The following is a 25586-nucleotide window of genomic DNA, read 5'->3' on the forward strand; positions in this document are numbered from 1 at the left end:
CCACCGAGGTACGGGCTGAGTACCCTCACAGCCTAGGGGACGGTAACGTTGAGCCTTGTGCACGTACTCTCCGTCAGCTCCCTCAAAGGTGGCGTCGGCAAGACGACCGTGACCCTGGGCCTCGCCTCCGCGGCGTTCGCGCGCGGGGTACGGACCCTTGTCGTCGACCTGGACCCGCAGTCCGACGTGTCGACAGGCATGGACATCCAGGTCGCCGGGCGACTCAACATCGCCGACGTCCTCGCCAACCCGAAAGAGAAGGTCGTCCGTCAGGCGATCACCTCGAGCGGATGGGCGAAGGTCCACCCCGGCACGATCGACGTGATGATCGGCAGCCCGTCCGCCATCAACTTCGACGGCCCGCACCCGAGCGTCCGCGACGTCTGGAAGCTCGAAGAGGCCCTCGCGACCATCGAGGCCGACTACGACCTCGTCCTCATCGACTGCGCCCCGTCACTGAACGCCCTCACCCGTACGGCGTGGGCGGCATCCGATCGCGTCGTCGTCGTCACGGAACCGGGACTCTTCTCCGTCGCCGCCGCCGACCGTGCCCTCCGAGCGATCGAGGAGATCCGCCGCGGCCTGTCTCCCCGGCTGCAGCCGCTCGGCATCGTCGTCAACCGTGTTCGCCCCCAGTCGATCGAGCACCAGTTCCGGATCAAGGAACTGCGCGACATGTTCGGGCCGCTCGTCCTGACCCCTCAGCTACCGGAGCGCACGTCCCTGCAGCAGGCGCAGGGCGCGGCGAAACCTCTTCACATCTGGCCCGGGGACTCCGCGCAGGAACTCGCAGCCGACTTCGACTCGCTGCTGGACAGGATCGTCCGGACGGGTCGCATCCCGGTCACCGGAACGGCGTCCTCGCCCGCCTGATCACGCCGAGCCGGTGGGACGGGATGCCTCTCGGCATCCGGACCACGTCAGGCTGAACGCGCGGCGCGACGAGCGGCGAGCTCGTCCATCTGCTCGGGCTGCTGCGCGTCGAAGTCGACCAGAGTGGTCTCGACCTCACGCAGAACCTTGCCCACGGCGATTCCGAAGACGCCCTGGCCGCGACTGACGAGGTCGATAACCTCGTCGTTCGAGGTGCACAGATAGACGGACGCGCCGTCGCTCATGAGCGTGGTGCCTGCGAGGTCACGGATCCCCGCGGCTCGGAGCTGATCGACAGCGATGCGGATCTGCTGGAGCGAGATGCCGGTGTCGAGCAGACGCTTGACCAGCTTGAGGACGAGGATGTCGCGGAAGCCGTAGAGGCGCTGCGATCCCGAACCGCTCGCACCTCGGACAGTGGGCTCGACGAGCTCGGTGCGCGCCCAGTAGTCGAGCTGACGATAGGTGATGCCGGCGGCTCGGGCCGCCTGGGCACCGCGGTAACCGACTTCGTCGTCCATCTCGGGGAGGCCGTCGGTGAACAGGAGTTCTGTCGAGAACTTCTGCTCGCCCAGCGCGTCGTGCGCGGTCATCGAGGCCTCCTGCAGGTGAGTGGTTCTTCCACGCTAAAGGAGGGACGGTCCTCCGGCAACGACATCCGGCTCCCGGGCGTCGGCGTGTCGCGCACGTCGGTCACGGTGTCAATCGTTCGAGCGCGGCGCTGACGAAGACCTGACGGATCTCTTCCAGTCGGCGCGCGAGTTCCGGAGCCGTCTCACTCGCCTGGGCGCGCGAGCCGGCGTCCGTGCGGCGAAGCAGCGGCGCGATGGCGCTCTCGATGAGCGAGACCTCGCGTTCCGCGCTCTGGCGGATCGTTCGAACGTGGCGGGGCTGGATGCCGTGGGCGTTCAGGGCGGCGAGGGAACGGAGGACGCCGAGGGCCCGCTCGTCGAAGGAGTCGGCCGGGCCGATCAACCCGGCGGAGACCGCCTCGTTCATCAGTGTCGCCGTCGCACCGGCTGCGGTGATGAGCTCGTCTCGTCGGTAGCGCCGGGACGTCTGGACGATCGATGCCGGCGGGGCCGGAGCGACCTCGTCGCCGTGCTCTTCGAGGTACTCGCGGATGCGGGCCAGCGGGATGCCGAAGTCGCGCTGCATCGTCAGGGCGGTGCGCAGCCGCTCGACATCGGCGGAGGAGAACTTGCGGTAGCCGGAGTCCGTCCGGACCGGCGTGACGATTCCCTGCACCTCGAGGAAGCGGAGCTTGCTGGCGGTGAGGGCGGGGAATTCCGGACTCAACCGGGCGAGGACTTGGCCGATGCTCAAGGACCCCGAGGACGCTGCTCGTCCCCGGGTGGCGGCGGCCGAACTCACGCGCTGATCGCCCGCTCGGCCGGTGCGATGAAGAAGTTGAGGCGGAACTTGCCCACCCGAACCTCCGCGCCATCGGTGAGCGTCGCGCGATCGACGCGTTCGCCGTTCACGTAGGTGCCGTTGAGCGAGCGCTGATCGATCAGCTCGAACGTCGCGCCCGTGCGGGTGATCTCGGCGTGTCGACGCGAGACGGTGACGTCGTCGAAGAAGATGTCGGCTTCAGGGTGACGGCCGACGGTCGTGACATCGGTGTCGAGCAGGTATCGCGCGCCCGCCGTCGGGCCGGACCGCACGATCAGCAGGGCAGCCCGTGCCGGAAGAGCGTTGATGGCTTCGACCTCGGCGGCAGTCAACTCGGCACCGAAAGGCACGAAGGAGAGGTCGGAGTCGTGCCCGAACGTCTGCGTCGAGTCCACGAGACGTGGGTGCGCCGACGTCTCGGCACCACGATGGATGTCGCCGTTCGGTCGCTGAGTGTCGTCCACGATGTCCTCCTTCTTCAACAGTAACCGATCGGTCACGCTCTCGGTGGCCGGGCGCCCCGGATCGGCGCACTCCGACGGCGTTTCCGCTCGAGTCGTCGGGCGACGATCGGAACCCCGCCTGGGTAGCCTGGCGCACACCGGCCCCGGGACACAACACGCAGGCGCCGGCCGGTGCATAGTAGCGGCGTCTCGTCGGCGACGACAGGCCCACGGAGGGCGCCGACGAGCCCACTAGCCTCGCCCACATGATCTCCACCACACGCCTCACTTCGCGGCGCGCGGGAGTCGTCGCCGCGACCGTCGCCGCCCTCCTGCTCCTCGCGCCGGCGCCCGCGGCATCCGCACACGACGAACTGCTCTCGTCGGACCCGAAGGCGGACGAGATCGCAGGAACCACGCCGGACGGCATCACCCTGACCTTCAGCGACGCGCCGTCGACGGAACCCGGCGTGACGCAGTTCGCCGTCTACGACGAAGCCTGCAAGAACGTCGCCGTCGGCGACCCCCTGGTCGACGGCAACACCGTCTCGCAGGCGATCAGCGGCCCGGTCGAGGGCGCCGTCCTCGTGCAATGGCGAACGGTCTCGAGCGACGGCCACCCGATCTCGGACGAGTACACGTTCTCCGTCGGGGAGGACGGGAAGGTCGCCGCCGTCGAGCAGTGCGGCGAGACTCTCGCAGAGCAGGCGGAGGGGTCTTCCGAGGGGTTCAACGCGGTCCCGTACGCGGTCGGCGGAGCGATCATCTTCAGTGCAGTCGGGGTCGTCATCGCCGTCGCGATCGTCCGCGGCCGACGGGGCGCCACGAAGGAGTGAGGGCACTCGCAGCGGACTAGGCTGGGGGCATGCCTCACTACGACGTCGTCATCCTCGGTGCCGGCCCCGGCGGCTATGTCGCGGCCGTCCGCTCCGCACAGCTCGGACTGTCCACCGCCATCATCGAAGAGAAGTACTGGGGCGGTGTCTGCCTCAACGTCGGCTGCATCCCCTCCAAGGCTCTTCTGAAGAACGCCGACCTCGCGCACACCTTCACGCACAAGGCCGACCTCTTCGGCATCAGCGGCGACGTGAACTTCGACTTCGGTACCGCGTGGGACCGCAGCCGCAAGGTCGCCGACACCCACGTCAAGGGCATCCACTTCCTCATGAAGAAGAACAAGGTGACCGAGTACGAGGGTCGCGGCTCCTTCGTCGATGCGAAAACCATCGAGGTCACCAAGGCCGACGGGTCGACCGAGACCGTCACCGCCGACAACGTCATCATCTCGACCGGCTCGACGGTGCGCCTGCTTCCGGGCGTCACCCTGAGCGAGAACGTCGTGACGTACGAGGAGCAGATCCTCACCCGTGAGCTGCCGAACTCGATCGTGATCGTCGGTGCCGGCGCCATCGGCATGGAGTTCGCCTTCGTCCTGAGCAACTACGGCGTCAAGGTCACGATCATCGAGTTCCTCGACCGCGCCCTCCCGAACGAGGACGTCGAGGTCTCGAAGGAGATCCAGCGTCAGTACAAGAAGTACGGCATCGAGATCCTCACCTCCACCAAGGTCGAGTCCGTCGTCGACTCCGGCGACAAGGTCACCGTGTCGTACTCCGCGAACTCCGACGGCGCGAAGGGTCAGATCGAGGCCGACAAGGTCCTCATGTCGATCGGCTTCGCCCCGCGCGTCGAGGGGTTCGGTCTCGACAAGACCGGCGTGAAGCTCACCGACCGTGGCGCGATCGAGATCGACGACTACATGCGTACGAACGTCGAGGGCGTGTACGCCATCGGTGACGTCACCGCCAAGCTGCAGCTCGCCCACGTCGCCGAGGCGCAGGGTGTCGTCGCCGCCGAGACCATCGGCAAGGCGGAGACCCAGACGCTCGGCGACTACCGCAACATGCCGCGTGCGACGTTCTGTTCGCCGCAGGTCGCCTCGTTCGGACTCACCGAGCAGCAGGCCCGCGACGCCGGATACGACGTCAAGGTCGCGAAGTTCCCGTTCTCGGCCAACGGCAAGGCCAACGGCCTGGGTGAGCCGGTCGGCTTCGTGAAGCTGATCGCGGATGCCGAGCACCTCGAGCTGCTCGGTGGCCACCTCATCGGCCCCGACGTGTCGGAACTCCTCCCCGAGCTCACGCTCGCGCAGAAGTGGGACCTCACCGCCCTCGAAGCGGCGCGCAACGTGCACACGCACCCCACGCTCTCGGAGGGCCTGCAGGAGGCATTCCACGGCCTCGCCGGCCACATGATCAACCTCTGATCGCCGCGGGAGACCTATCGGAACGCATGGGTCTTCAGTAATCTGGCGAACACGACTGACGCCGCCCCGAACGAAGCCGGGGGCGGCGTCAGTGGGTTAACGAGCACTGAGTCAGAGGCCGAGGGCTCGCTCCAGCTTGGAACCCGAGGTCGATACCTCTCCCCCGGCGGCGCGAACCAGCTGGTCAGCCGCATCGAAGAGCGCGTCGCGGGCCGCGGCATCCGTCGGCGCTGCGGGACCGAGCTCGAGCTCCCACTCCCGCCACGACCTGTCGACACCGCGTCGAACGTCGGTGGCGGTGACGCGATCGTCGACGAACTCCGCGAGGAGCCCGCCCGACGTGTCCAGCAGTGCATACGCCGTGCGTGCGTTCCGGATCCGCGCGAGCGGCGCGAAGGGCGGGGTGGCGATCTCCGCCAGGGCCGCCGCGATCGCCGACGGGACGACGATGTGGTCGGGGTCGCTGTCGTCGAGCGGCCAGCGGGACTCCGCCTTACCCTCAGGCGTCACGCGCTTGATGTGCCACCCCTCGTCCGGGCCGCCGCTGCGACGCCGCAGGGCCACGCGGGCCCGTCCGAGCGAGCCGTCCGCGGTGTCGAGGTAGTGCGCGTCGAGCTCGCGCGGCTCGGGTGCACCGACGACGGCGACGCCGGGGAGCAGTGCCCAGTCGGGCAGAGGCGTCCCGGCGTCGACGTCGTAGGTCCGCTCGATCTCGAGCGAGTGCTCCGGCTCAGTCGTCAAGGGTCGAACGGTCGTCGCGCTCGTCCGCAGACGGGTCGATGTCGTCCTGTGCGGCGACGAAGTGGAAGTCGGCGGACGTCGGCCCGTCGCTCTCCCCTGTGTTCTCATCAGCGCCGCTGCGCTCGTAGGTGATCTGCGTCTCGCTGTAGGGCAGGATCAGCTGATCCGTGTCTTCCTCGAGCGGGATGACCTGGCCGTCGAGCGGGCCGCCGTGAAGTCGTGCAATAGCCATTGTGTACCTCCGGATCCGACTCTAATCGCGGGAACGCGTCGGCCCGCGACGCCTTGTCAGCGCGCCGACCCGGTGATATCCGACGGATCAGACGATCGGCGGAGTGTGCCAGATGCGGTCGATGTAGTCGCGCATCGACCTGTCGGACGAGAAGAAGCCGCACCGCGCGACGTTCAGGATGGCCGCACGCGTCCAGGCATCCTGGTCGGCGTACAGGGCGTCGACACGCTTCTGCGCCGCGATGTAGTCGGTGTAATCCGCCAGGGCCATGAACGGGTCGTGGTGGGTCAGGTTCGACACGACGGGTTCGAAGACCGTTGCGTCCCCGCCCGAGAACGCCCCGGAGGAGACGAGGTCGAGCGCGCGGGACAGGCTCTCGTCCGCGCGGACGAAGTCGATCGGGTGGTACCCCCGGGCCTGGAGGTCGGCGACCTCGGGCTCGGCCATTCCGAAGAGGAAGAAGTTCTCGTCCCCCACCAGCTCGCGGATCTCTACGTTCGCGCCGTCGTCGGTCCCGATCGTCAGCGCACCGTTCAGCGCGAACTTCATGTTGCCGGTCCCCGACGCCTCCTTGCCCGCGAGGGAGATCTGCTCGGACAGGTCGGCTGCGGGGACGACGCGCTCGGCCAGGGTCACGTTGTAGTTCGGCGGGAACAACACCTTCAGGCGCCCTTCGACGCGCGGATCGTCGTTGACGACGGAGCCGACCGCGTTGATGAGGTGGATGATCCGCTTCGCCATCGCGTAGCCCGGCGCCGCCTTCGCGCCGAAGATGAACGTCCGCGGCGTCACCTGATCGGGCGTGACGCGTCCCGAGACGATGGCGTCGTACTCCGTGATGATGTGGAGCAGCTTGAGCGTCTGGCGCTTGTACTCGTGCAACCGCTTCACCATGACGTCGAGCAGGTGATCGTCGGCCACAGTGAGACCATCGCGCTCGGCGAGGGTCCGTGCCAGGGCCCGCTTGTTCGCGGCCTTGACGGCGCGGAACGCGGAGCGGAACTCGGCGTCGTCGGCGTACTCCTCGAGTTCGCGCAGTCGGTCGAGGTCGGTGAGCCACCCCGCGCCGATCGTGTCGGTGATGAGCCGCGAGAGCCCCGGATTCGCGAGGCGAACGAAACGGCGGGGCGTCACGCCGTTGGTGACGTTGGTGAACTTGCCGGGATAGAACTCGTCGAAGTCCGGCAGGACCTTCTCGCGGAGCAGCTGGGAGTGCAATTCGGCGACGCCGTTGACCTTCGACCCCGCGACGGTGGCGAGATACGCCATCCGGATCGCTCCGTCGGGCGACACGATCGACATCCGGCGGATCCGTTCCGGGTCGTCGCCGAACCGGTCTCGGACCTCGTCGAGGAACTCATCGTTGATCCGGTAGATGATCTCGAGGTGCCGAGGCAGCAGCCGGCCCAGCAGGTCCGCCGACCACACCTCGAGCGCTTCGGGCAACAGCGTGTGGCAGGTGTAGGCGAAGCATTGCTGCGTGATCCGCCATGCGGCATCCCACTCGAGCCCCTTCTCGTCGACGAGGACGCGCATGAGCTCGGGCACGCCGATGACGGGATGCGTGTCGTTGAGCTGGAAGATGACCCGGTCGGGCAGGTTCGCGAGGTCGAAGTCGTTCGGCAGGATGAGGTTCACGAAATCGCTGATGGATGCCGCGACGAAGAAGTACTGCTGCTGCAGCCGCAGCTCCTTGCCCTGCGGCGTCGAGTCCTCGGGGTAGAGCACCTTCGAGATGTTCTCCGCGTAGGTCTGCGCGCGGACCGCCTCCTGGTAATCGCCCGCGTTGAACACGCGGAGATCGAAACCCTGGGTCGCCTGCGCGCTCCAGAGCCGAAGCGTGTTGACACGGCCGTTGTGGTAGCCGGGGACCATGTAGTTGTAGGGCACGGCGAGGACGTTCCACGCCGGCACCCACCGCGTCCGTTCGACTCCCCCGTCGTCGTACGTCTCGGTGTGACCGCCGAACGAGATCGTCTGCGCGGCCTCGGGGTGCGGGAACTCCCAGGGAGAACCCAGCGCGAGCCAGGAGTCCGCCTGCTCGACCTGCTGACCGTCGACGAATGTCTGCCGGAAGATGCCGTACTCGTACCGGATGCCGTACCCGATGCTCGGCACACCGAGCGTCGCGAGCGAGTCGATGAAGCACGCGGCGAGTCGCCCCAGGCCTCCGTTGCCGAGCCCGGGCTCGACCTCCATCGCTCGGACGTCCTCGAGATCCAGACCGCACGCGACGAGCGCCTCGTCGGCGATGTCGGTGAGCCCCGTCGCCAGCAGATTGTTGTCGAGTTGGCGACCGAGGAGGTACTCCGCGGACAGATACGCGACGCCCTTCGACTGGATCGTGCGCTGGCGGCGGACGTCCTCGAGCCATCGGGCCATGAGGTAGTCGCGGACCGTCGCGGCGAGCGCGAAGTAGCGGTCGTTCGCCGTGGCCGTCGACAGTGCGACCCCACGACCGGCGTTGAGGTTGCGGAGGAACTGCGTCACGAAGCCGTCGACGGTCGGCTCGGGTGCTTGGACGGGCGCGAGGGCGATCGGGTGGCTCGGTTGAAGGCGCGGGTTCTTCACGCTTAGACGGTACACACCATCGCCCGACAGAACCGAGAGGATGCGTCAGAGTTCACACAGCGGTGACCCCGCCGTGACGGTGGGAGTCACCCCGCCCGCTCGGCGGCGAGAGCGTCGCGCGCGGCGTGGAGCTCGTCGGCCGCTGCCTTCACCTGGTCCTCCGCGGTCTGCACGCGTCGTTCTGCAAGGGTCGTCGCACCGTGCACGCGTCGCACCCGGTCCTCGCTCTCGAGCGTCGCGGCGACGATGTAGGACGATGCGATGAGGATCACCTGGCAGGACAGATTGATCCACAGGAGCAGCGCGATGAGTGAGGCGAACGAGGCCAGCAGGGGGTTGGACCCCGCGCCGCCCACGAACAGGCTCGACAACTGCTGCAGGACGGTGAGCCCGAATCCGCCGATGAGAGCCCCAACCCACAGTGCCTTCGCGGGGGCGCGGACTCCCGACAGCGTGCGGAACAGCAGCGCGACGACGGCGGTGTCGAGGAGGAAGGTGACGAGGATGCCGACCCCGGCGCTCACGGCCACGGTCACGGGGCTGTCGGCGGCGACCCCGAGGAACTCCGAAACGATCCCGACGCCCGCGGTACCGAGGACGGTCGCCACGGCGGCCGCGGCGAGGCCCGCACCGATGACGATGGCCAGGACGAAGTTCCGAGCGAGGACGATGACGAAGAGAGTGTCGTCGTGCACCTTGTCGGCCAGGGTACGCAGGGCCGTTCGGAGCGATCCGATGGCCCCGATGGCCGCCAAGACGAGGCCCACGAGCGACAACGCACCGGCAAGCGAGAACGCGACGGGCTGGCTGAGGCTCTCCGGTTTGATGACGCCGTCGTCACCGACGAGGCCCGGGATGACGCTGTCGACGGCGTCGATGAGTCCCTGCCACGCCTGCGGGTTGCCGGCGAGCCACAGCGCCGCGACGGAGAAGCCGAGCAGGACCCCTGCGAAGACGCTGAAGAGGGTGCGGTAGGTGACGCTGTCGGCGAGGAGGGGGCCGCGACGCTCGCTGTACCGCAGGTAGGCGCGGACGATCCGCCACGACAGCGCCTTCGCGATCAGGCGCGGGACGAGCGGGGTCTTCGTTCGGTCGGCCATCCCCTCACGCTAGCGAGCGAGGGGTGCCGCCCGGACACCCTTGCGTCGCGGCGCGGTATCTGGCATCCGCTCGACTGCTCAGAGCCCGAGGCGGTCGGCGATGACTCCGCCGAGGAGTATTCCCGTCCACGCGCCCAGCAGCATCCACGGCCCGAAGGCGACGGCGGTTCGCCGGCCCGCCCGCCGCGTCGCGAGAAGGATCACCCCGTAGAGGCCGCCGAAGATGAAGCCAGCGAACGCGCCCACGGCGAGCGCCGACCAGCCCGCCCAGCCGAGTGCGATGCCGAGGACACCGGCGAGCTTGACGTCTCCCCCGCCCATACCCCCGCCCGCCCCACGGAGCAGCAGGTAGAAGACGAACAGAGCCGCGCCGCCGACGGCCGCGCGCAGCAGCGACGACCACGGCGCGCCGGACAGGCATGCGACCAGGAGCAGCACGCCGAACACCGGATATCCGGGCAGGACCCAGGCATTGGGCAGACGATGGGTTCGCGCGTCGATGACGGACAGGGCGACGGACGCGACGAGCAGCCACGTATAGGCCGCGCCGACGGCGATGACCGCCCAGAGGCTCGGGGCATCGGCGAACAGGACCTGCATGGGCTCAACCGTCGAACACGTCCAGGCGAGCCCGCACCGTGTCGCCGTCGGAGATGCCCTCCCGCTCGCGCACCGATCGCTTCAGCGGCAGGACGTACACCCCGCGGCCCGCATCGGGGAAGATTGAGGTCCGCCACCGTGATGTGCCGACGGTCGCCTCGACGGGAACCGATCCGAATCCGCGGCCCGGGCGTGGCACCTCCCGGATGTCGGCGCTGACCTCTTCGGGCAGGGCGACGAAGTACCAGTCGTCCCTCCGCGATTCCCAGCGGAACAGGACTCCGGCGACGTCGACGATCATGGGGTCACGGTAGCGATGTCGCGCACACCTCGGCGCGCGGCATCCCCAGCCCGCCGTTCACCACTGGGGGTGGATGTCGGCGCGGAGCCTGCGGTCGTAGACGTCGACGACCGCGGCCGCGAAGGTCTCGAGATCGGCGGGATCGATCGACCCGGCGGCGGCGTTGCTGCGAGCTTGCGCCGTCGTCCGGGCGCCCGGGATGACGGAGGTGACGCCGGGACGGGACGCGATCCAGGCGAGGGATGCCGCGGGGAGCGACACCCCGTCGGGGAGGGCGGCGGCGAGCTCGTCCGCCGCGACGAGCCCGGTCTCGTAGTCGACGCCCGAGAAGGTCTCCCCCCGGTCGAACGCCTCACCGTTGCGGTTGAAGGAACGGTGGTCGTTGCCCGCGAACGACGTCGAGCTGGTGTACTTCCCGCTCAGGAGGCCGGAGGCCAGCGGCACCCGGGCGAAAACGGCGACGCCGGCGGCATCCGCAGCGGGCAGCACCTCGTCGAGCGGCTTGAGCCGGAAGGGGTTGATGATGATCTGCACGTTGGTCACGCCGGGACGCGAGATGGCGGACAGCGCCTGATCGCACGTCTCGACGGAGACGCCGTAGGCCGCGATCGCGCCGTCGGCGACGAGGGCGTCGAGCGCGTCGAACGTCTCGTCGGCATCGATGACGGCGGACGGCGGGCAGTGGAGCTGCACGAGGTCCAGGGTGTCGACCCCGAGGTTCGAGCGCGACCTGTCCGTCCACGCCCGGAAGTTGTCACGGGTGTAGTTCTCAGGCTCCTGCGCGAGGCGGCGGCCCATCTTGGTCGCTACGGTCACGCCGTGGCCCGGGTGCGCGGCCAGGAACGTGCCGATGAGCGATTCGCTGCGTCCGTCCCCGTACACATCGGCGGTGTCGAAGAGGGTGACGCCCGCCTCGACCGACGCGGCGAGCACGTCGAGGGCGTCTGCTTCGGAGACGTCGCCCCAGTCCGCTCCCAACTGCCAGGTGCCGAGGCCGATGGTGGAGACGGAAAGGCCGGTCGCGGCGAGGGGGCGCTGATGCATGGGGCTCACCCTACTTCGGGCCCGGTCCCCTCGGGGCCGGGAGCCGTCATCTCCGTGACCGCTCCCGCGAGGTGCCGGAGGACCGTCGAGACGGCGGGCACCCGCGCCGCGCCGCGGGCGGACACCGCATGGAGCTCTCGTCGATCCCGCGAGGCGAGCGGGCGCGTGAGAATGCCCTCGACGAGCGGGAACGATGCGACGGCCAACCGCGGGAGCGTTGCGACGCCCACCCGTTGAGCGACGAGCTGCTCGACGGCGGCGACGTTGTCGGTTTCGAAACGGATGCGCGGGGTGAAGCCCGCGCGCGAGCACGAGTCGAGGAGATGGCTGCGGCAGCGGGGGCACCCCGCGATCCAGTCATCGGCGGCGAGGGTCTCGATGTCGACGATGGCTTCGACGGCGCGCGGGTGCCCCTCGGGCAGGATCAGCAGGAGGTCCTCGGCGCCGATCCGCCTCGCCTCCAGGCCGCGGATGCTGTCGCCGTGGGCGTCGGTCCCGTCGCCGGGGTGGCTGAAGGTGAGCGCGATGTCCGCCCGATCGGCGCGAACGGCGGCGACCGCTTCGGGCGGCTCGGCCTCGACGTAGGTGAGCGAGACGCCGGGGTCGCTCTCGGCCAGGCGCCGCATGAGGCGCGGGAGGACCGTCGGTGACGCCGACGGGAAGCCGACGAGCCGGACGGTGCCGGTTCGCCCGCCGCTCAGGTCGGCGAGTTCGCCGGCGACCGCGCCGAGCGCCGTCGTGATCGACGCCGCATGACGAGCCAGGATGCGGCCGGCCTCGGTGAGCCGCATCCGCCTGCCGACGCGTTCGACGACCGGCATCCCGAGGCGTCCTTCGAGTCGCCGGATCTGCTGGCTGACCGCCGGCTGGCTGTAGCCGAGGGCGGCTGCCGCCGCGGTCACCGATCCCGCGTCGCCGATCGCCTTGACGATGCGGAGTTCGGCTACGGACAGGTCGGGGAGCGTGGACGGCACAGTGATATATAACGCTGAGTCATGGACCCGATGCAATACCTGCCGTAGTGCACTCAGAACGGAATCGGGACGATGGTCCCATGGCCCTCTCCCCCGCCGATGTCCGCGCCGCATTCTCCGACGCGCGGGGATACGTCGCCGCGTGCACGGCCGGCATCCCGACCCGCGCCACTCGGGCCGCCGTGCGGGAGGATCTCGATGCGCTCCCCGACCCGGTCCGCTATGCCGCGGTGGCCGAGCGGTGCCGCGCGTCGTTCGCGGACCTCGTGGGGGTGGCAGCGGAGTCCGTCGCCCTCGGCGCCCAGACGTCGGCGATGGTGAGCCTCCTCGCGGCATCCCTCCCCGACGACGCGGTCGTCCTCTGCCCCGACGGGGAGTTCTCCTCGCTCGTCCTCCCCTTCGTGCACGCCGGTCGCGGCATCACGGTGCGCACGGTCCCGCTCGAGGCGCTCGCCGCGTCGATCAAGTCCAGCGACACCATGGTCGCCTTCTCGATCGTGCAGTCTGCGACGGGGGCGGTCGCCGATGCGGACGCGATCGTCGCGGCGGCTCGGGCGCACGGCGTCCGCACCCTGTGCGATGCGACGCAGGCGATCGGATGGATGCCGGTTGCCGCCAGCGCGTTCGATGCGCTCGTCTGCCACGCCTACAAGTGGCTGTGCGCGCCCCGGGGCGTCGCATTCCTGGCGCTCTCCGAGGATCTTGCAGCGACGATCATGCCCCGCCAGGCCGGGTGGTACGCGGGATCCGACCCGTGGGCGTCGTGCTACGGCACGGCCGCGACACTGGCGGCATCCGCTCGACGGTTCGACGTCTCGCCGGCGTGGCAGGCCTTCGTGGGGGCCGAGCCCGCTCTCGCTCTGTTCGCAGATGCGGATGCGACGGCGTTGCGCGACGAGGTCACCGGGTTGGCTGCAGCCCTGCGGGAACGCCTGGACCTGCCGCAGCCCGCGCGCGCGACGCCGATCGTGACGTGGCGGGACGAGGACGGGGCGGACGTCGTCCGCCTTCGCGAGGCCGGAATCGTCGCCTCCAGCCGGGCCGGGAACGCCCGCGTCGCTCTGCACGTCTTCAACGACCTGCGCGACGTCGATGACATCGCGCTCACCCTGGGTCGCTGATCCGGGTCACCCTCGGTCGGAGCGGAGCTCTATCGCGATCTGCGACGCGTCGATGACGGCGAGTTCGTGCGCGAGGACGTCGGCATCGAAGGTCCCGCTGTCGCGCGCGTCGAGGAGCACCCGGCGCTGCACGGCCAGCACCTCGAGCCGTCGGGCGCTCTCGATCTCGAAGATGCGGGACCGATCCGCATCCGCCGGCCGTTCGGCCGCCGGTACGCTCGCGGCGCTGTCGCGGAGGAGCTCGAGAATGTGCCGGCGCTCCTCGCGTTCGCGCTGTCGGGTCTCCGCCTGCGAGTCCGCCGATGTGAGAGCGGTGACCATGGGGGCGACGGTGGCCCCCTGCCCGACGAGGGAGAAGACGGCCACCGCGAACGCGACCAGGATGAGAACAGACCGCTGCGGCGTGCCCTCGGGCAAGGTCTGCGCGGCGGCGAGCGTGATGGCGCCCCGCATGCCCGCCCACACCACGAGCGCGCCCTCCCGCCATCCGAGGGGAGCCTCCTGGAAGTACCGGATGTCCGCCAACCCGCGGGTCACGCGCGGTCCGAAGCGGCGCACCGTGTCGCGCGAGACCGTCCGCCCGCGGCGGGCGAAGGCGTCGACGAGCTTCTTCTCGCCCTCCTCGCTCTCGAGGCGATGAGCGATCGTCTCGAGTCGCGGTTGCAGCCGGCGGACGCGCCGCGCACTCGCGGACAGGAGCGCCAGGAGCGGTGCGACGTAAGCGGCCCGGACGACGACGGTGAGCAGCCACGCCCCCGCCGCGATGAGGAGAGCGGGCGCGACACCGGCGTGGGCGGCTTGGACGTCCGAGATGATCGTCGTGAGCTGCAGGCCCATGAACAGGAAGACGAGTCCCTCGAGGATCAGCTCGATCGTGCGCCAGTTCTGCGCATCCGAGAGGCGGTTGCGTGCCGAGAAGACGCGCGGTCCCCCGACGCCCGTGATGATGCCTGCTACGACGGCGGCGACGAGCCCCGAGGCCCCGAGAAGCTCGGCCGGGATTGCGGCCAGGAACGGCACGGTGAAGGACAGGACGGTGTTCACGGTCGGGTCCGTCGCCCGACGACGGACGGTGAGGTTCAGCCAGCCCAGGAATGCTCCGATCAGCACGGCGACGACGACCGCGTAGGCGAACGTGCCGACGGCACCCCAGAACGAGAAGGATGCCGCAGCCGCCGCGATGGCCGTCCGCAGCAGCACGAGCGCCGTGGCGTCGTTGAGCAGACTCTCGCCCTCGAGGATGGCGATGACCCGTTTGGAGACCGGGGTGCGTTTGATGATCGATGTCGCGACCGCATCGGTCGGGCTCACGATGGCGCCGAGAGCGACTCCCCACGCGAACCCGAGGTCGGGGATCACGATCATGAAGAACAGCCCGAGGGCGAGCGCGGTCCCGATGACGAGGAAGACCGACAGCCCGGCGATCGCGCCGAACTCGCGTCGGAAGTGCATGGCCGGCATCGAGACGGCTGCGGAGTACAGCAGGGGCGGCAGGATGCCGAGGAGGATCCACTCCGGGTCGAGGACGAAGTCGTCGAAGACCGGGAGGAAGCTTCCTCCAACTCCGACGGCGACCATGAGGATGGGCGCCGCGATCCCGGCCCACCGGCCCACGACCGTGGTGAGGGCGACGACGAGGAGAGCGACCACCAGGCCGAGGAGTGACTCGATCACACCGAAAGCCTCTCAGAGCATCCGCATCGCCCGTCGACGATTCGGACAGTTCGTCACCGGCCGATAGGCTCCCGGATCGTGCTTCGCCTGATCTTCTCCGCAGCTGTGGGCGCTCTCGTCGGCGGTGCCATCGCCGCTCTCGTCGGCCCTCCTGGAGCCGGCATCTGGATCCTCGCGATCGCGCTGCCCGTCGGCATCCTGAGCCTGGTCTTCATCCGGCTCGGCGCCTCGGGGCTCGCTTCGACGTCCGTGTCACAGGATGATCTGACCCGCGCACGAGCCGAAGATCGTCTGGGCGTGGCGAGGATCGAGGCGGTCCGCCAGACCGGGACGCAGATCAACGATCAGCCTGTGTGCGAGATCGACGTGACGGTGCAGCCGCGTCGGGGTGCGGCGTACGCAACCACCCTTCGGAGCATCGTCCCGCTGGTCGAGCTCGGAGCACTTCGACCCGGCGCGATCCGGCCCGTCGCGATCCTCATCGAGGGCGGTCCCGAGTTCGGATTCATCGACGGCGAGGTCTCGCCTGAGGAGGTCGCCGGTCTCACCGTCCCTCCCCAGGGATCGGTTCCGACATTGGCATGGCCGAAGGCGCAGCGCGTGGTGAACGGCGCGCGGCGCGGGCCGCTCCTGGGCATCGGTCCGCGCGGGCGCGTGCTGCGCGGCATCCTCTTCGTCGTCGTCGCGCTCGCCGTGGCAGCCGCGGTCGTCGCGCCCTACAGTCGCGCCGTCGTCATGACCGTCCAGGCGGCGCAGGAGGGGCGCATCGGCGTCGACCTGCGACGCCCCGACGAGCTGGCCGTCGCCGTTCAGGCCCTCGAGGACGAGATCGGGCACGACGAGGTCAGTTCCGTGCTCATACGGTCCGATTTCATCCGCGTCGAGGCCCCCCTCACCCCCGGGAAGACCGAGACCGACGTGTGGATGTACCGAGGCGGGGTCGTGGACCACGAGGGAGCCGCCCCATCGCAGCCCGACCTCGCGGCCGAGCAGTTCTCATGGAAGGACATCGCCCTCTCGAAGGTGTGGGCGCTGATGGGGAAGGTGTCCGCGGAGTCGGGCATCGCCGTCGGCGACGCGAGCGCTGTCGTGTCCCGAAGCACGGACGGCGACATCGACAGCGAGACGTTCGGGAAGTCCGTCGAAGCCCCCGAGATGTTCATCTCGCTCCGCACGGACTACAAGAGCGTCTCGTTCCGGGTGAACGCAGACGGGTCGGGTGACCTCGTCGCGCAGTGACGCGAGGCTCAGGCAGCGGTGAGGTCCCTCTGCACGGGAAGCGACGCCATCGCGTCGGCGCTGGGAAGGTCGACTCGCAGGCGCGTGGTTCCCGGGCGCGGACCGGCACCGTTGACGATCGCGGCCCCACCCAACCGGGCGAGCGGTGCGGCGAGCGCGGCAGCCGACTCGGCAGGGAGGAATCCGACGACGCGGCCGTGGGAGTGCACGGCGACGTCGGCAGTGCGACGCGTCCGACCGCGGCCGACGCGCAGGACGTAGAGCCGGTCGTTGCGGGTGCGCCGCTCAGGATCGTCGACGAGGTAGTACGTCCGCTCCACGTCTACCCGAGAAGTGGGAAGGTCACGGAGATCCGGGAGATCGTCGTGCGATCGCGTCCGGCCGACCAGGGAGTGACAGAGGTGTTCGAGCCAGGTGGGCACTACGCCCCCCTTTCCTGCACGCGACATGAAACGCCGCTGCGTCGAGCCTCTCACAGTGCGCCTGGCAATCCCCCGGTCTCGGAATGCGTGCGCGCTACGGTCGGTTCATGCCACGTATGAGAGCCATCGTCTACACCTCCCCGGGCGCCTCCGACGTCCTCTCCCTCGTCGACCGCGAGATCGCGGATCCCGGACCCGGTGAGGTGCGCGTCCGCATCGCCGTCTCGGGCGTCAACCCGACCGACTGGAAGTCGCGGGCCGGCGGCACGGCGCGCACATCGTTCGCCGAGACCGTCCCGAACCAGGACGGCAGCGGGATCGTCGACGCGCTCGGCGACGGCGTGGAGGGACTCGCCGTCGGCGATCGCGTGTGGGTGCACCTCGCGCAGCACCAGCGCCCCACGGGCACCGCGCAGGAGCACACGGTGGTACCGGCATCCCGTGCCGTCCGCCTTCCCGGGGGCATCGACTTCGCGACCGCCGCGAGTCTCGGCGTTCCCGCCGTGACAGCGCACCGCGCCCTCACCGTCCACGAGGACGGGCCCGCTCGCCTGGCCCCTGGAGCGCTCGCCGGACGCACCGTGCTCGTCGCGGGAGGCGCCGGAGCCGTCGGTCATGCCGCGATCCAGCTGGCCCGCTGGGCCGGTGCGACGGTCATCACGACCGTCAGCTCCGACGCCAAGGCGGACCTCGCGCGGGCGGCCGGTGCGCATCACGTCATCGACTACACGCAGGGCGACCTCGTCGAGAACATCCGCGAGATAGCGCCCGACGGCGTCGACCAGATCGTCGAGGTGTCGCTCGCCACGAACGCCGCCGTCGACGCGGAGGTCGCGGCGGGACACGCGGTCATCGCGTTCTACGCCGACGACAACGGCGACACGTTCAGCATGCCGATCCGGCCCACCTTCGCGAAGAACATCCGTGTGCAGGGCGTCCTGCTCTACACGGTCGGAGAACCGGCTCTGGATGCGGCGGTCGCCGACATCACGCGCGCACTCGAAGACGGTGCGCTGCCGGTTGGCGAGGACGCCGGGCTCCCGCTGACCTGGTTCACGCTGGCGGAGACCGCGGCCGCGCACGACGCGGTCGAAGCGGCGACGGTAGGCAAGGTACTCATCCGCGTCGCGGAGCTCTGAGAAGAGCGCGAACCGACGCTACGGTGTGCCAAGGTCGGGGTGTAACCACCGCTACGGAGACCGGCATTCCCTTCACCGCTCGTGACGTCCAGATCTATGTCCTGGCCTCGTGGGGATGCATCGCCGTCGTCGCCGGGCTCTACCGGCTCGCCGTCTTCGCCAGCGCGGGGATGTCGCCGGGCTGGGCCGGCATGTACCTGTTCTTCTTCGCGAGCACCGTCACGATCGCTCTGCTGGTCCTGTGGGTGAGCGCCCCGATCGCGTGGCTCGTCGGGCGAGCGATGAGAGGTGTCCCTCAGATCGCGTGGCAGATGGTCGCGTTCTGGGCGATGGGTACCGTCGTGGCGACGATCGCGCTGTGGCTGGCGGCGTTCCTCTTCGTGGCCGCTCGGATGCCGGCGATCGACCTCACGACCGTGGCAATGGGCGCTGTCTTCGGGCTCTGCGCAGCCATCGGCCGACTCGCAGCCTTCCGCTCGCGCCGCCGTCGCGACCTGGTCCGGGCTGCGACGCAGCACGCCGGAGCGAGCTAGGCCTCGACTGTGGCGCCCCAGCCGTCGTAATCGCCGCCGTGGCGCTCGACGATCTCGACCACCTGACGCAGGAAGCGGGCGACCTGCTGATCATCGAGCGCCTCGTTCCGGGTCGCCTTCAGGACAGTCTTGAGCCCACGACGGGCGCGTCCGACCTCGAACCCTGCTGCGATGAGGTCTTCCGCCGCTGCCTGCGCGCGGGACCGACGCGAGAAGTACGCGAAATGCTCGACCGGACGCGGGGTCTCGAGCACGTCGCCCATCTCGGCACGCTGTTCGCGCTGCGGTGCCCACATGGAGAGCTGGTACTCGTACGTCGACGTCATGCCCCCAGTATGTCGGGCAGGATGCCGCAGGTCGTACTTCCGGTGAGCGCGGCCCGCGGCACGAAAAAGAAGAAGGGCACCGGCTCGAAGCCTGTGCCCTGCCACATCCTCTTCTTCGACGACGATGCTCAATCAGTCGCGAGACACCTCGTAGAGAGAGATCCGAACATGGTCGCCTTCGTCTGGAAAGAAGGCCAATTTCCAGGCGGAAACGAGAGCGACGGCTCCGTTGACATGACCCGGATCGGCGAGTCGAACGTTCCGCTTCTAGCTGCCTGGAAGAATTTGGCGCTCGAGCAATTCGAGAAAGGCCTGAGGGCATCCAGCGATCGACTTGCCGACTCGGAACAGATCGCCGTTGGTCACTCATGGGGCCTCACACCGATAGTCACGGTGGAAGGTCATGTTCACTTCGACGAGGTTCACTCGCTCGCGGGCGCTGGCCTTCCAAGCAACTGGCAGCCCGACCCCGCCACTGCGTATCATCACTGCTCCTACTTCGACGTGCTAGGAGCCGCTCGAAGTGCCGGGATCGTTCGGGTTGAAGATTCCTTCTTCGAAACCGCCTTCGACTCGCATGTGTATCTTCGTGCCGACGAGCCCGGGGCTTGGGTCTTCCCAGAGATCGGGGACAGACTGATGGGCAATCACGACCTCATCGCCGCCGACGTCCCGGACAATCGTCGTATGCTTCGCAACCTTCAGCAGGCCATCACCGACGGCGGGGCCGAACGATGAGATCGGGCAGACTCTCAGCGATCGGCGGCGGCATCGCTCTGCTTCTGTTGACTGGCTGCGTCGCCGCGCCCGGAACGCCCCCGTCTCCGACGGCATCAGATCGAAAGGGAGATGGTGTGGGAACCACGCAACCCGAACTCACAGTCGAGAACGCGAAAAGAATCGCCCAAGGCATTGAGAACGATATCGTCGCGGCCTTCCCAGAAGGTTCCGTGAGGACCGTTGAACAAACGCCCGACGGTGTCCTTCTTCGTTGCAGCGCGGACCGCGCATACAGCTGGATCGGGCGAACCACCGTCGAGCTGACCCCGGATGCAGAACCCCAGAACGTCATCGAAACAGTCACGACCGCCTACAGAAACAATGACGAACTGGTTCCAGAGGACATCACGGAGGGAGGTCTACCCGGCGTTCAACTGAACGGCCCTTACGGATCCGGATATGTCGTCTCCGGCGAGCGATCCGGGAACGTCACGATTGACTCGTTCTCGCCGTGTTTCGTGCTCCCCGAAGGTAAGTCTTCCTCTGCGAGGTACTGATAGCCGATCACCCCAAGCGTCGCAGCGCCGCCAGGTCACGGCCGACTCCGCGCGCAAGCCTCGATCGGGAACCACCTACTATCGACCCGCTCCCTCGATTTGCACCGGCCTGGGTCCGCTTCGGGAGCACGCGAGCTCTGGTCGACGCGGAGGTCCGTAGATGGACCGAGGGCATGTGCGGCGTCCGATCTCGCATTGGCGGCAATGGGCTTCGCGCCTGGGTCTGGACGGCGGCCGTGACCCCGGCGCCCTCAGGTCGCTAAGACCCATCCCAACCTGGTCTTGGCGGCTATTGCTCGCCGGTCTACATGTAGATGAGTTGACACCGATCCTGCCGGGCGGGCGTCAGGGAGAGAACGCGTCCGTCGCGGCGGCGAGCCGCAACCTGCCATGATGTGCCTGGGGGGACGGCGAGCGTGCGCGCGGCCCACAGTTGGAACGATTCGCCGCAGGGTGCGAGATGAGGCCGGGGCAACGACCTCGCTTCGCGCCTTCAACCGCAGCCTGGGGCTGCTGACCGGAAGGCTCTAGGCCGCAATGATCACTCCTGCGCGCTCGCGCGCGCTCGCTGTCCTGACCGCCACCGCCATCGCGGTCCTCGGCCTCCCCGTCTCCGCAGCCTCCGCCGCCAAGCCCCCCATCCCCGGCGCCGTCGCTCTCGAGGGTGTCATCCGTGTCCTCCCGAGCGAGGAGGGCATGGCCTCCCCCGAGGGCACGCTCGCGACGGAGAACGTCGTCACGCTCGTCACCTCGGAAGGCACCGCTGTCGAGCTCACCGGCGCCGACATCGCAGGAGCGGAGACCGGCGCCACGTTCGAGGGCATCGTCACGGTCACCCCGAAGGTCGCCGCCCTCGTCGAAGCTGCCCCCGCCGCAGAGCTCGGGGAGCAGGTCGCGCAGGCCGCTGCCGAGCTGGACGTGCCGCTCAAGGTCACCGACGCAACCCTCGCTCCTGTCACGGAGTCGGCCGCGGCTGCGAAGACGCACACGATCGACGTCATGTACGTGAAGGACAGTGCCGACGGTGCTCTCCCCTTCCCCGCCCAGGCGGACATCGCTGCCGCGGTTGACCGTGCGAGCGAGTACTGGACGTCTGAGTCGAACGGTCAGGTCGCCGGGATCACTCGCCCGAGCTCGGTCAAGTACGCCGCGGCACCGGCGAGCCTGCTCTGCGATCCGAACAGCCTGTGGGAGTTCGCTGCCGGGCCCGGCGGGTTTGGCCGTGACTACTACGGCAACACGGACATCGCCTCCGCCCACTACTGGGCCAAGGGCAACGGTGACCACCTGCTCGTCCTCGTCCCCGCCAACATCTGCGGCGTCGGGAACGGCCTCGGCACCATCGGCAGTGTCCACGCCGGTGGGGTCGCATGGGCGTCGGTCGCCGGCGTCGCCACTGATTACGACCAGGTCGTCTTCCACGAGCTCGGCCACAACCTCGGCCTCGGGCATTCCAACGTGACGGCATGCGACCTTCCTTCGGTCGAGGGCGACACCTGCACGCAGTCCGAGTACTACGACTTCTACGACGTCATGGGTGGCGGCATCATCTACCGGTCGCTGAACAACTTCTCCAACATCGGAGCCCTTAACGCTTCGCAGAAGGTCAACCTCGGCGCGCTCCCCCGAACGGGCTCATCCCCCGGCGTCCGCACTGTCACCCACGAGAGCGGCGCCACGCAGGCCTTCTCGCTGAGGGCGGCCGGGTCCGGCTCCGGGCTCCGCGCACTGGACATCGTCAACCAGCACACCGGCGAGCACTACTACGTTGAGTACCGCTCCGGTACCGGCCGGGACGCGAACGCTTTCTACCCCCGCACCACCCCTTACACGGCCTCATGGGCACCCGGAGTCCGCGTCCTCAAGCTCGACTGCGCCGCCCCAGCCACTCAGCAGTGTGCGGGTGCAGCGTCGACCGTCATCCGGAATCCGGAAACCGGCGCACTCTCCTTCCAGCCCGGCCAGCAGTTCGAGTCCGTCACCGCTGGGCAGGAGGCCCCGGGGCTTCGCGTGAAGGTCGACACGACATCGGCCGCGACGCAGACCGCGACGGTGACTGTCTCCTTCGACGCAGGCACGGACGCAGTCATTCCGCCTAACTCACCCGTCATCACCGGGCAGGCCAAGGTCGGAAAGACGCTTACTGCACAGGTGAGCGGGGACCGGTACACGGGGCTGTACACCCTCCAGTGGTTCTCGGAGGGGAAGAAGCTGGCGTCGGGCACAGCGACCTACACGGTGAAGCCCACGGACGCAGGCAACACCATTGAGGTCTGGGCGACAAACATCCAGGGGTGGAACGGCGATCCCGCCAAGAGCCAGCCGACTGCTGTCGTCGACAAGGGCCTGCTCGCCACAGATGAGCTGCTCATCACCGGCGTCCCGACCGTCGGGAACACACTTGAAGTAACTACGGGCGCGTGGGCGAAGGGCGCCGCGCTCGAGGTGCAGTGGAGCGTAGACGGTGAGCCCGTCCCCGGAGCCACAAAGTGGGCCTTCTCGCTCGACAGCCGCCACCTGAACACCACAGTGACGGTCGACGTCACCGGGAGCCTCAAGGGCTACTACCCCGAGACGCGCAGCACCGGCGCCGGGATCATCGGTCTCGGAACCCTCCGAACCATGCCGCCATCGATCAGCGGAACCGCCCAGGTCGGGTCCCCCCTCTCCGTCTCCCACCGCGTCTGGACGGCCGGGACCACTTACCGCTACCAGTGGACCGCCGGTGGCGTCGACGTCGCCGGCGCGACCGGCGCATCATTCACCCCCGCCCCCTCCCATCTGGGCAAAGTGATCACGGTGCGCCTTGCCGGTTCCAAGGCCGGGTACAGAACCGCGTCGATCACCTCCGCCGGCGTGAAGATCGCTGCGGCCACGCTCACCTCCGCCACCCCGACCATCACCGGTACCGCGGCGAAAGTCGGGGTGAAGCTGACCGCGAAGACCGGCACATGGACGGCGGGGACCACGTTCGCCTACCAGTGGGCGGCGAACGGCGTTACGGTCAAAGGCGCGACAGCCTCGACCTTCACGCCCACGGCAGGCCTGGTCGGGAGGACGATCACGGTGACCGTCATCGGGAAGAAGGCCGGACACACGACCGCCGCGAAGACGTCGAAGGCGACCGGGAAGGTCGTCAAGGGCACACTCGCGGTCGCGACCCCGACGATCACCGGGACGGGGAAGGTCGGCGCGAAGCACGCCGCCGGCTCCGTGATGAAAATCACTGGGGTCGCCGTCGCCTACCAGTGGTACGCGAACGGTGTCGTCATCAAGGGCGCTACGAAGTCCACGTACACGCCCACCGCGTCGGTGCGCGGCAAGTCGTTGCAAGTGAAGGTCGGCTACTCCATGACCGGGTACTCCGCCGTGGCAAAGCTGTCCGCGAAGAAGACCATCCGGTGAGGGTGGGGGCGTGGCGGAGCTGGGGACAGCTTCCCTCGCTGTTCGACGTACCAACGCAGGACCGACCGCACTAGCCGGAGCCGGAGCATGAGGAGTTCGACTTCCCGCCGGGTTTGCCGAAGGGGATCCTGGGGCTCATGGTCGACGTAGAGGAAGAGCAGCAGGAGTTGACCTCCGCTCTCATCCAGGAGTTCGACGCGGCGATGCTTGCGGAGGTGGACTTCGTCAACTACGAGACCAACGGAACGAACCGCCTCTTCGTCCGTGAAGTTCTCGGCGACTACGGCATGGGGACCTCGAAGGACGGGTAGGAGCACACCAGTGAATCCCTGCACGTGCTCGGTGAGCCGTGCGTGGACTTCGACTGTGACCTCGTCCTCAACAGCCTGGGTGTGTTCGGCTGGGAGCGAGAGGAGGAGTACGACCGGCAGCGCGACGAAGCTGCTCGTGCCGAGCGGGCTGTCTGTGTACGACAAGCGGAAGCTGGAGCTCATCGCCCAGCAAGGAGTCGCCATAGACGCGATACGCGGCCATGTCGGCACGGCACGAAAAAGGAGATGGGCACTCGCTCTAAGCCAGTTCCCATCTCCTTTTGCGACTGTTCTGCAATCAGTATTACCAACAGTCCGACCGTCGGGATGACAGGATTTGAACCTGCGACCCCTTGACCCCCAGTCAAGTGCGCTACCAAGCTGCGCCACATCCCGGTCCGCTGCCCTCGCGGACAACTCCACTATCCTAACCGGTCCGGAGGCCGCCCGCGAACCGCCACGGGGTTCCGCGTGTCCGATGTCGCCGCTACCCTGCCCGGATGGCCGAGATATCGATCGAACCGGCGCGTGCGGATCGCTTCGCCGACGCCGAGCACGCGTTGACCGGAGGCGGCGACGGCGCCGACTGCTGGTGCCAGTGGTGGATGCTCGCGCCGAAGGACTTCGAAGCGACCAGCGTCGAGGAACGGCGGGAGCGGCTGCGTGAGGAACTCGCCTCTCCGGTCGCCTCAGCGCTGATCGCCTACGTCGACGGCGACGCCGCCGGCTGGGTCAAGGTCTCCCCCCGCCCCGATCAACCCCGCCTCGCCCGCACCCGCAACATCCAGACGTCACCGGAGCCGATGGACGACCCGACCGTCTGGGCGATCACCTGCTTCGTCGTCCGCAAAGAGCACCGCTCCCAGGGCATCGCGAGCCGCCTTCTGGACGCCGCCGTCGACCACGCCCGCACGCACGGCGCCCGCATCGTCGAGGGCTACCCGCTCGACACCGACGTCAAGCGGTTCTCCTCCAACGACCTCTACCACGGCACGCTGTCGAGCTTCCTCGCCGCAGGTTTCATGGAGACCGCCCGCCCCGGCGCGGCCCGTCCGATCGTCGCAAAGGAGCTCTCATGAGCCGCGTCACCGTCGTCCGCGGCGACATCACCCGCCAGCAGGTCGACGCCGTCGTGAACGCCGCCAACCGCGCCATGCGGGGCGGCGGGGGCGTCGACGGTGCCATCCACCGCGCGGGCGGTCCCGAGATCCTCGCCGACTGCATCGCCCGCTTCCCGCATGGCCTCGCGACCGGGGATGCCGGGTGGACGACCGCCGGCGACCTGCCCGCACGCTGGGTCATCCACGTCGTCGGACCGAACCATACGGCCGGCGAACGCGACCGCGGCCTCCTCACCTCCTGCTACCGTCGTGCCCTTGAGGTCGCTGACGACCTCGGCGCGACGACCGTCGCCTTCCCCCTCATCAGCGCCGGGATCTACGGCTGGCCGCTCGAGGACGCGGTCGACGCCGCCGTTACGACCCTTGCCGAGACTCCCTCGAGCGTGACCGAGGCGCGCATCGTCGCCTTCGACGATGCCATCTTCACCCGGGTCGAACGGCGGCTCGCCGCATCCTGACCCGCCTTACGATGGATCCA

At 68.7% G+C, this 25586-nt stretch carries 27 protein-coding genes and 1 tRNA gene; 13 read left to right on the forward strand and 15 right to left on the reverse strand.

Annotated features, from left to right (window positions below):
- Nucleotides 1-57: 57 nt before the first annotated feature.
- The gene (locus tag BBA86_RS06560; protein WP_065570829.1) at nucleotides 58-873 is read left to right on the forward strand and encodes a ParA family protein; all 816 of its coding nucleotides are present in this window, start codon (nucleotides 58-60) and stop codon (nucleotides 871-873) included.
- Nucleotides 874-920: 47 nt separating this feature from the next.
- Here the strand turns inward: BBA86_RS06560 and BBA86_RS06565 are convergent, their stop codons facing one another.
- From BBA86_RS06565 to BBA86_RS06575, 3 genes are all read right to left on the reverse strand, one after another.
- On the reverse strand, nucleotides 921-1466 hold the full coding sequence (locus tag BBA86_RS06565) for a MerR family transcriptional regulator (RefSeq protein ID WP_065570830.1): 546 nt from the start codon (nucleotides 1464-1466) through the stop codon (nucleotides 921-923).
- A 100-nt stretch (nucleotides 1467-1566) separates the two neighbouring features.
- Nucleotides 1567-2199: a MerR family transcriptional regulator gene (locus BBA86_RS06570; RefSeq protein ID WP_083199484.1), complete on the reverse strand. Its 633-nt coding sequence runs from the start codon at nucleotides 2197-2199 to the stop codon at nucleotides 1567-1569.
- A 44-nt stretch (nucleotides 2200-2243) separates the two neighbouring features.
- The gene (locus BBA86_RS06575; protein WP_065572210.1) at nucleotides 2244-2732 is read right to left on the reverse strand and encodes an FHA domain-containing protein; all 489 of its coding nucleotides are present in this window, start codon (nucleotides 2730-2732) and stop codon (nucleotides 2244-2246) included.
- Nucleotides 2733-2977: 245 nt separating this feature from the next.
- Here BBA86_RS06575 and BBA86_RS06580 point away from each other — a divergent pair, with 245 nt between their 5' ends.
- Nucleotides 2978-3547, forward strand: coding sequence for a copper resistance protein CopC (locus BBA86_RS06580; RefSeq protein WP_065570832.1), 570 nt, complete (start codon nucleotides 2978-2980; stop codon nucleotides 3545-3547).
- Nucleotides 3548-3576: 29 nt separating this feature from the next.
- A complete protein-coding gene (lpdA, locus tag BBA86_RS06585) occupies nucleotides 3577-4977 on the forward strand; it encodes a dihydrolipoyl dehydrogenase (RefSeq protein ID WP_065570833.1) in 1401 nt (466 codons plus the stop codon).
- Between the two features lie 111 nt (nucleotides 4978-5088).
- Here the strand turns inward: lpdA and BBA86_RS06590 are convergent, their stop codons facing one another.
- The 8 genes from BBA86_RS06590 to BBA86_RS06625 form a co-directional block, all read right to left on the reverse strand.
- Entirely contained in the window at nucleotides 5089-5718 is a 630-nt protein-coding gene (locus BBA86_RS06590) for a CYTH domain-containing protein (RefSeq protein ID WP_065570834.1), read from the reverse strand.
- Nucleotides 5708-5950, reverse strand: coding sequence for a response regulator (locus BBA86_RS06595; RefSeq protein WP_065570835.1), 243 nt, complete (start codon nucleotides 5948-5950; stop codon nucleotides 5708-5710). Before BBA86_RS06595 ends, BBA86_RS06590 begins: the two co-directional genes overlap by 11 nt.
- A gap of 87 nt (nucleotides 5951-6037) precedes the next feature.
- Nucleotides 6038-8521 carry a glycogen/starch/alpha-glucan phosphorylase gene (locus BBA86_RS06600; protein WP_141677840.1) on the reverse strand — a complete coding sequence of 828 codons (2484 nt, stop codon included), beginning with the start codon at nucleotides 8519-8521 and terminating at the stop codon, nucleotides 6038-6040.
- 86 nt (nucleotides 8522-8607) lie between these two features.
- Nucleotides 8608-9621 carry a YihY/virulence factor BrkB family protein gene (locus BBA86_RS06605; RefSeq protein WP_065570837.1) on the reverse strand — a complete coding sequence of 338 codons (1014 nt, stop codon included), beginning with the start codon at nucleotides 9619-9621 and terminating at the stop codon, nucleotides 8608-8610.
- A gap of 78 nt (nucleotides 9622-9699) precedes the next feature.
- Nucleotides 9700-10221, reverse strand: coding sequence for a prepilin peptidase (locus BBA86_RS06610; protein ID WP_065570838.1), 522 nt, complete (start codon nucleotides 10219-10221; stop codon nucleotides 9700-9702).
- Between the two features lie 4 nt (nucleotides 10222-10225).
- Nucleotides 10226-10522, reverse strand: a complete 297-nt coding sequence (locus BBA86_RS06615) for a DUF1905 domain-containing protein (RefSeq protein ID WP_065570839.1) — start codon at nucleotides 10520-10522, stop codon at nucleotides 10226-10228.
- A gap of 57 nt (nucleotides 10523-10579) precedes the next feature.
- Entirely contained in the window at nucleotides 10580-11566 is a 987-nt protein-coding gene (locus tag BBA86_RS06620) for an aldo/keto reductase (RefSeq protein ID WP_065570840.1), read from the reverse strand.
- A gap of 5 nt (nucleotides 11567-11571) precedes the next feature.
- Nucleotides 11572-12540, reverse strand: a complete 969-nt coding sequence (locus tag BBA86_RS06625) for a LysR family transcriptional regulator (RefSeq protein WP_065570841.1) — start codon at nucleotides 12538-12540, stop codon at nucleotides 11572-11574.
- An 80-nt stretch (nucleotides 12541-12620) separates the two neighbouring features.
- Between BBA86_RS06625 and BBA86_RS06630 the strand changes: the two genes are divergently transcribed.
- Complete coding sequence (locus tag BBA86_RS06630; protein ID WP_065570842.1) at nucleotides 12621-13661, forward strand: aminotransferase class V-fold PLP-dependent enzyme; 1041 nt, start codon at nucleotides 12621-12623, stop codon at nucleotides 13659-13661.
- Between the two features lie 6 nt (nucleotides 13662-13667).
- Here BBA86_RS06630 and BBA86_RS06635 read toward each other — a convergent pair whose 3' ends face one another.
- On the reverse strand, nucleotides 13668-15335 hold the full coding sequence (locus tag BBA86_RS06635) for a cation:proton antiporter (RefSeq protein ID WP_065570843.1): 1668 nt from the start codon (nucleotides 15333-15335) through the stop codon (nucleotides 13668-13670).
- Nucleotides 15336-15413: 78 nt separating this feature from the next.
- Here BBA86_RS06635 and BBA86_RS06640 point away from each other — a divergent pair, with 78 nt between their 5' ends.
- Nucleotides 15414-16574, forward strand: a complete 1161-nt coding sequence (locus BBA86_RS06640; protein WP_065570844.1) for a hypothetical protein — start codon at nucleotides 15414-15416, stop codon at nucleotides 16572-16574.
- Between the two features lie 8 nt (nucleotides 16575-16582).
- On the opposite strand, the gene BBA86_RS06645 is transcribed toward BBA86_RS06640, so the two are convergent.
- Nucleotides 16583-16894, reverse strand: a complete 312-nt coding sequence (locus BBA86_RS06645) for a hypothetical protein (RefSeq protein WP_223247041.1) — start codon at nucleotides 16892-16894, stop codon at nucleotides 16583-16585.
- A 218-nt stretch (nucleotides 16895-17112) separates the two neighbouring features.
- On the opposite strand from BBA86_RS06645, the gene BBA86_RS06650 reads away from it, so the two are divergent.
- On the forward strand, nucleotides 17113-18135 hold the full coding sequence (locus BBA86_RS06650; protein ID WP_065570846.1) for an NADPH:quinone reductase: 1023 nt from the start codon (nucleotides 17113-17115) through the stop codon (nucleotides 18133-18135).
- A 23-nt stretch (nucleotides 18136-18158) separates the two neighbouring features.
- Nucleotides 18159-18668 carry a hypothetical protein gene (locus BBA86_RS06655; RefSeq protein WP_065570847.1) on the forward strand — a complete coding sequence of 170 codons (510 nt, stop codon included), beginning with the start codon at nucleotides 18159-18161 and terminating at the stop codon, nucleotides 18666-18668.
- Here BBA86_RS06655 and BBA86_RS06660 read toward each other — a convergent pair.
- Entirely contained in the window at nucleotides 18665-18994 is a 330-nt protein-coding gene (locus tag BBA86_RS06660) for a ribonuclease E inhibitor RraB (RefSeq protein WP_065570848.1), read from the reverse strand. The genes BBA86_RS06655 and BBA86_RS06660 overlap by 4 nt on opposite strands.
- A gap of 21 nt (nucleotides 18995-19015) precedes the next feature.
- On the opposite strand from BBA86_RS06660, the gene BBA86_RS14400 reads away from it, so the two are divergent.
- From BBA86_RS14400 to BBA86_RS14550, 4 genes are all read left to right on the forward strand, one after another.
- Entirely contained in the window at nucleotides 19016-19732 is a 717-nt protein-coding gene (locus BBA86_RS14400; RefSeq protein ID WP_141677841.1) for a hypothetical protein, read from the forward strand.
- A 116-nt stretch (nucleotides 19733-19848) separates the two neighbouring features.
- Nucleotides 19849-20271, forward strand: coding sequence for a hypothetical protein (locus tag BBA86_RS14405; protein WP_141677842.1), 423 nt, complete (start codon nucleotides 19849-19851; stop codon nucleotides 20269-20271).
- Nucleotides 20272-20808: 537 nt separating this feature from the next.
- Nucleotides 20809-23676, forward strand: coding sequence for a hypothetical protein (locus BBA86_RS06665; RefSeq protein WP_065570849.1), 2868 nt, complete (start codon nucleotides 20809-20811; stop codon nucleotides 23674-23676).
- A gap of 137 nt (nucleotides 23677-23813) precedes the next feature.
- Nucleotides 23814-23987: a hypothetical protein gene (locus tag BBA86_RS14550; protein ID WP_189318427.1), complete on the forward strand. Its 174-nt coding sequence runs from the start codon at nucleotides 23814-23816 to the stop codon at nucleotides 23985-23987.
- A gap of 322 nt (nucleotides 23988-24309) precedes the next feature.
- Here the strand turns inward: BBA86_RS14550 and BBA86_RS06670 are convergent.
- Nucleotides 24310-24383, reverse strand: a tRNA-Pro gene (locus BBA86_RS06670).
- 104 nt (nucleotides 24384-24487) lie between these two features.
- Here BBA86_RS06670 and BBA86_RS06675 point away from each other — a divergent pair.
- The gene (locus tag BBA86_RS06675) at nucleotides 24488-25066 is read left to right on the forward strand and encodes a GNAT family N-acetyltransferase (RefSeq protein WP_065570850.1); all 579 of its coding nucleotides are present in this window, start codon (nucleotides 24488-24490) and stop codon (nucleotides 25064-25066) included.
- The gene (locus BBA86_RS06680) at nucleotides 25063-25566 is read left to right on the forward strand and encodes an O-acetyl-ADP-ribose deacetylase (protein ID WP_065570851.1); all 504 of its coding nucleotides are present in this window, start codon (nucleotides 25063-25065) and stop codon (nucleotides 25564-25566) included. Before BBA86_RS06675 ends, BBA86_RS06680 begins: the two co-directional genes overlap by 4 nt.
- Nucleotides 25567-25586: the final 20 nt, after the last annotated feature.

Source organism: Microbacterium oleivorans (genome assembly GCF_001691565.1).
Lineage (GTDB): Bacteria > Actinomycetota > Actinomycetes > Actinomycetales > Microbacteriaceae > Microbacterium > Microbacterium oleivorans_B.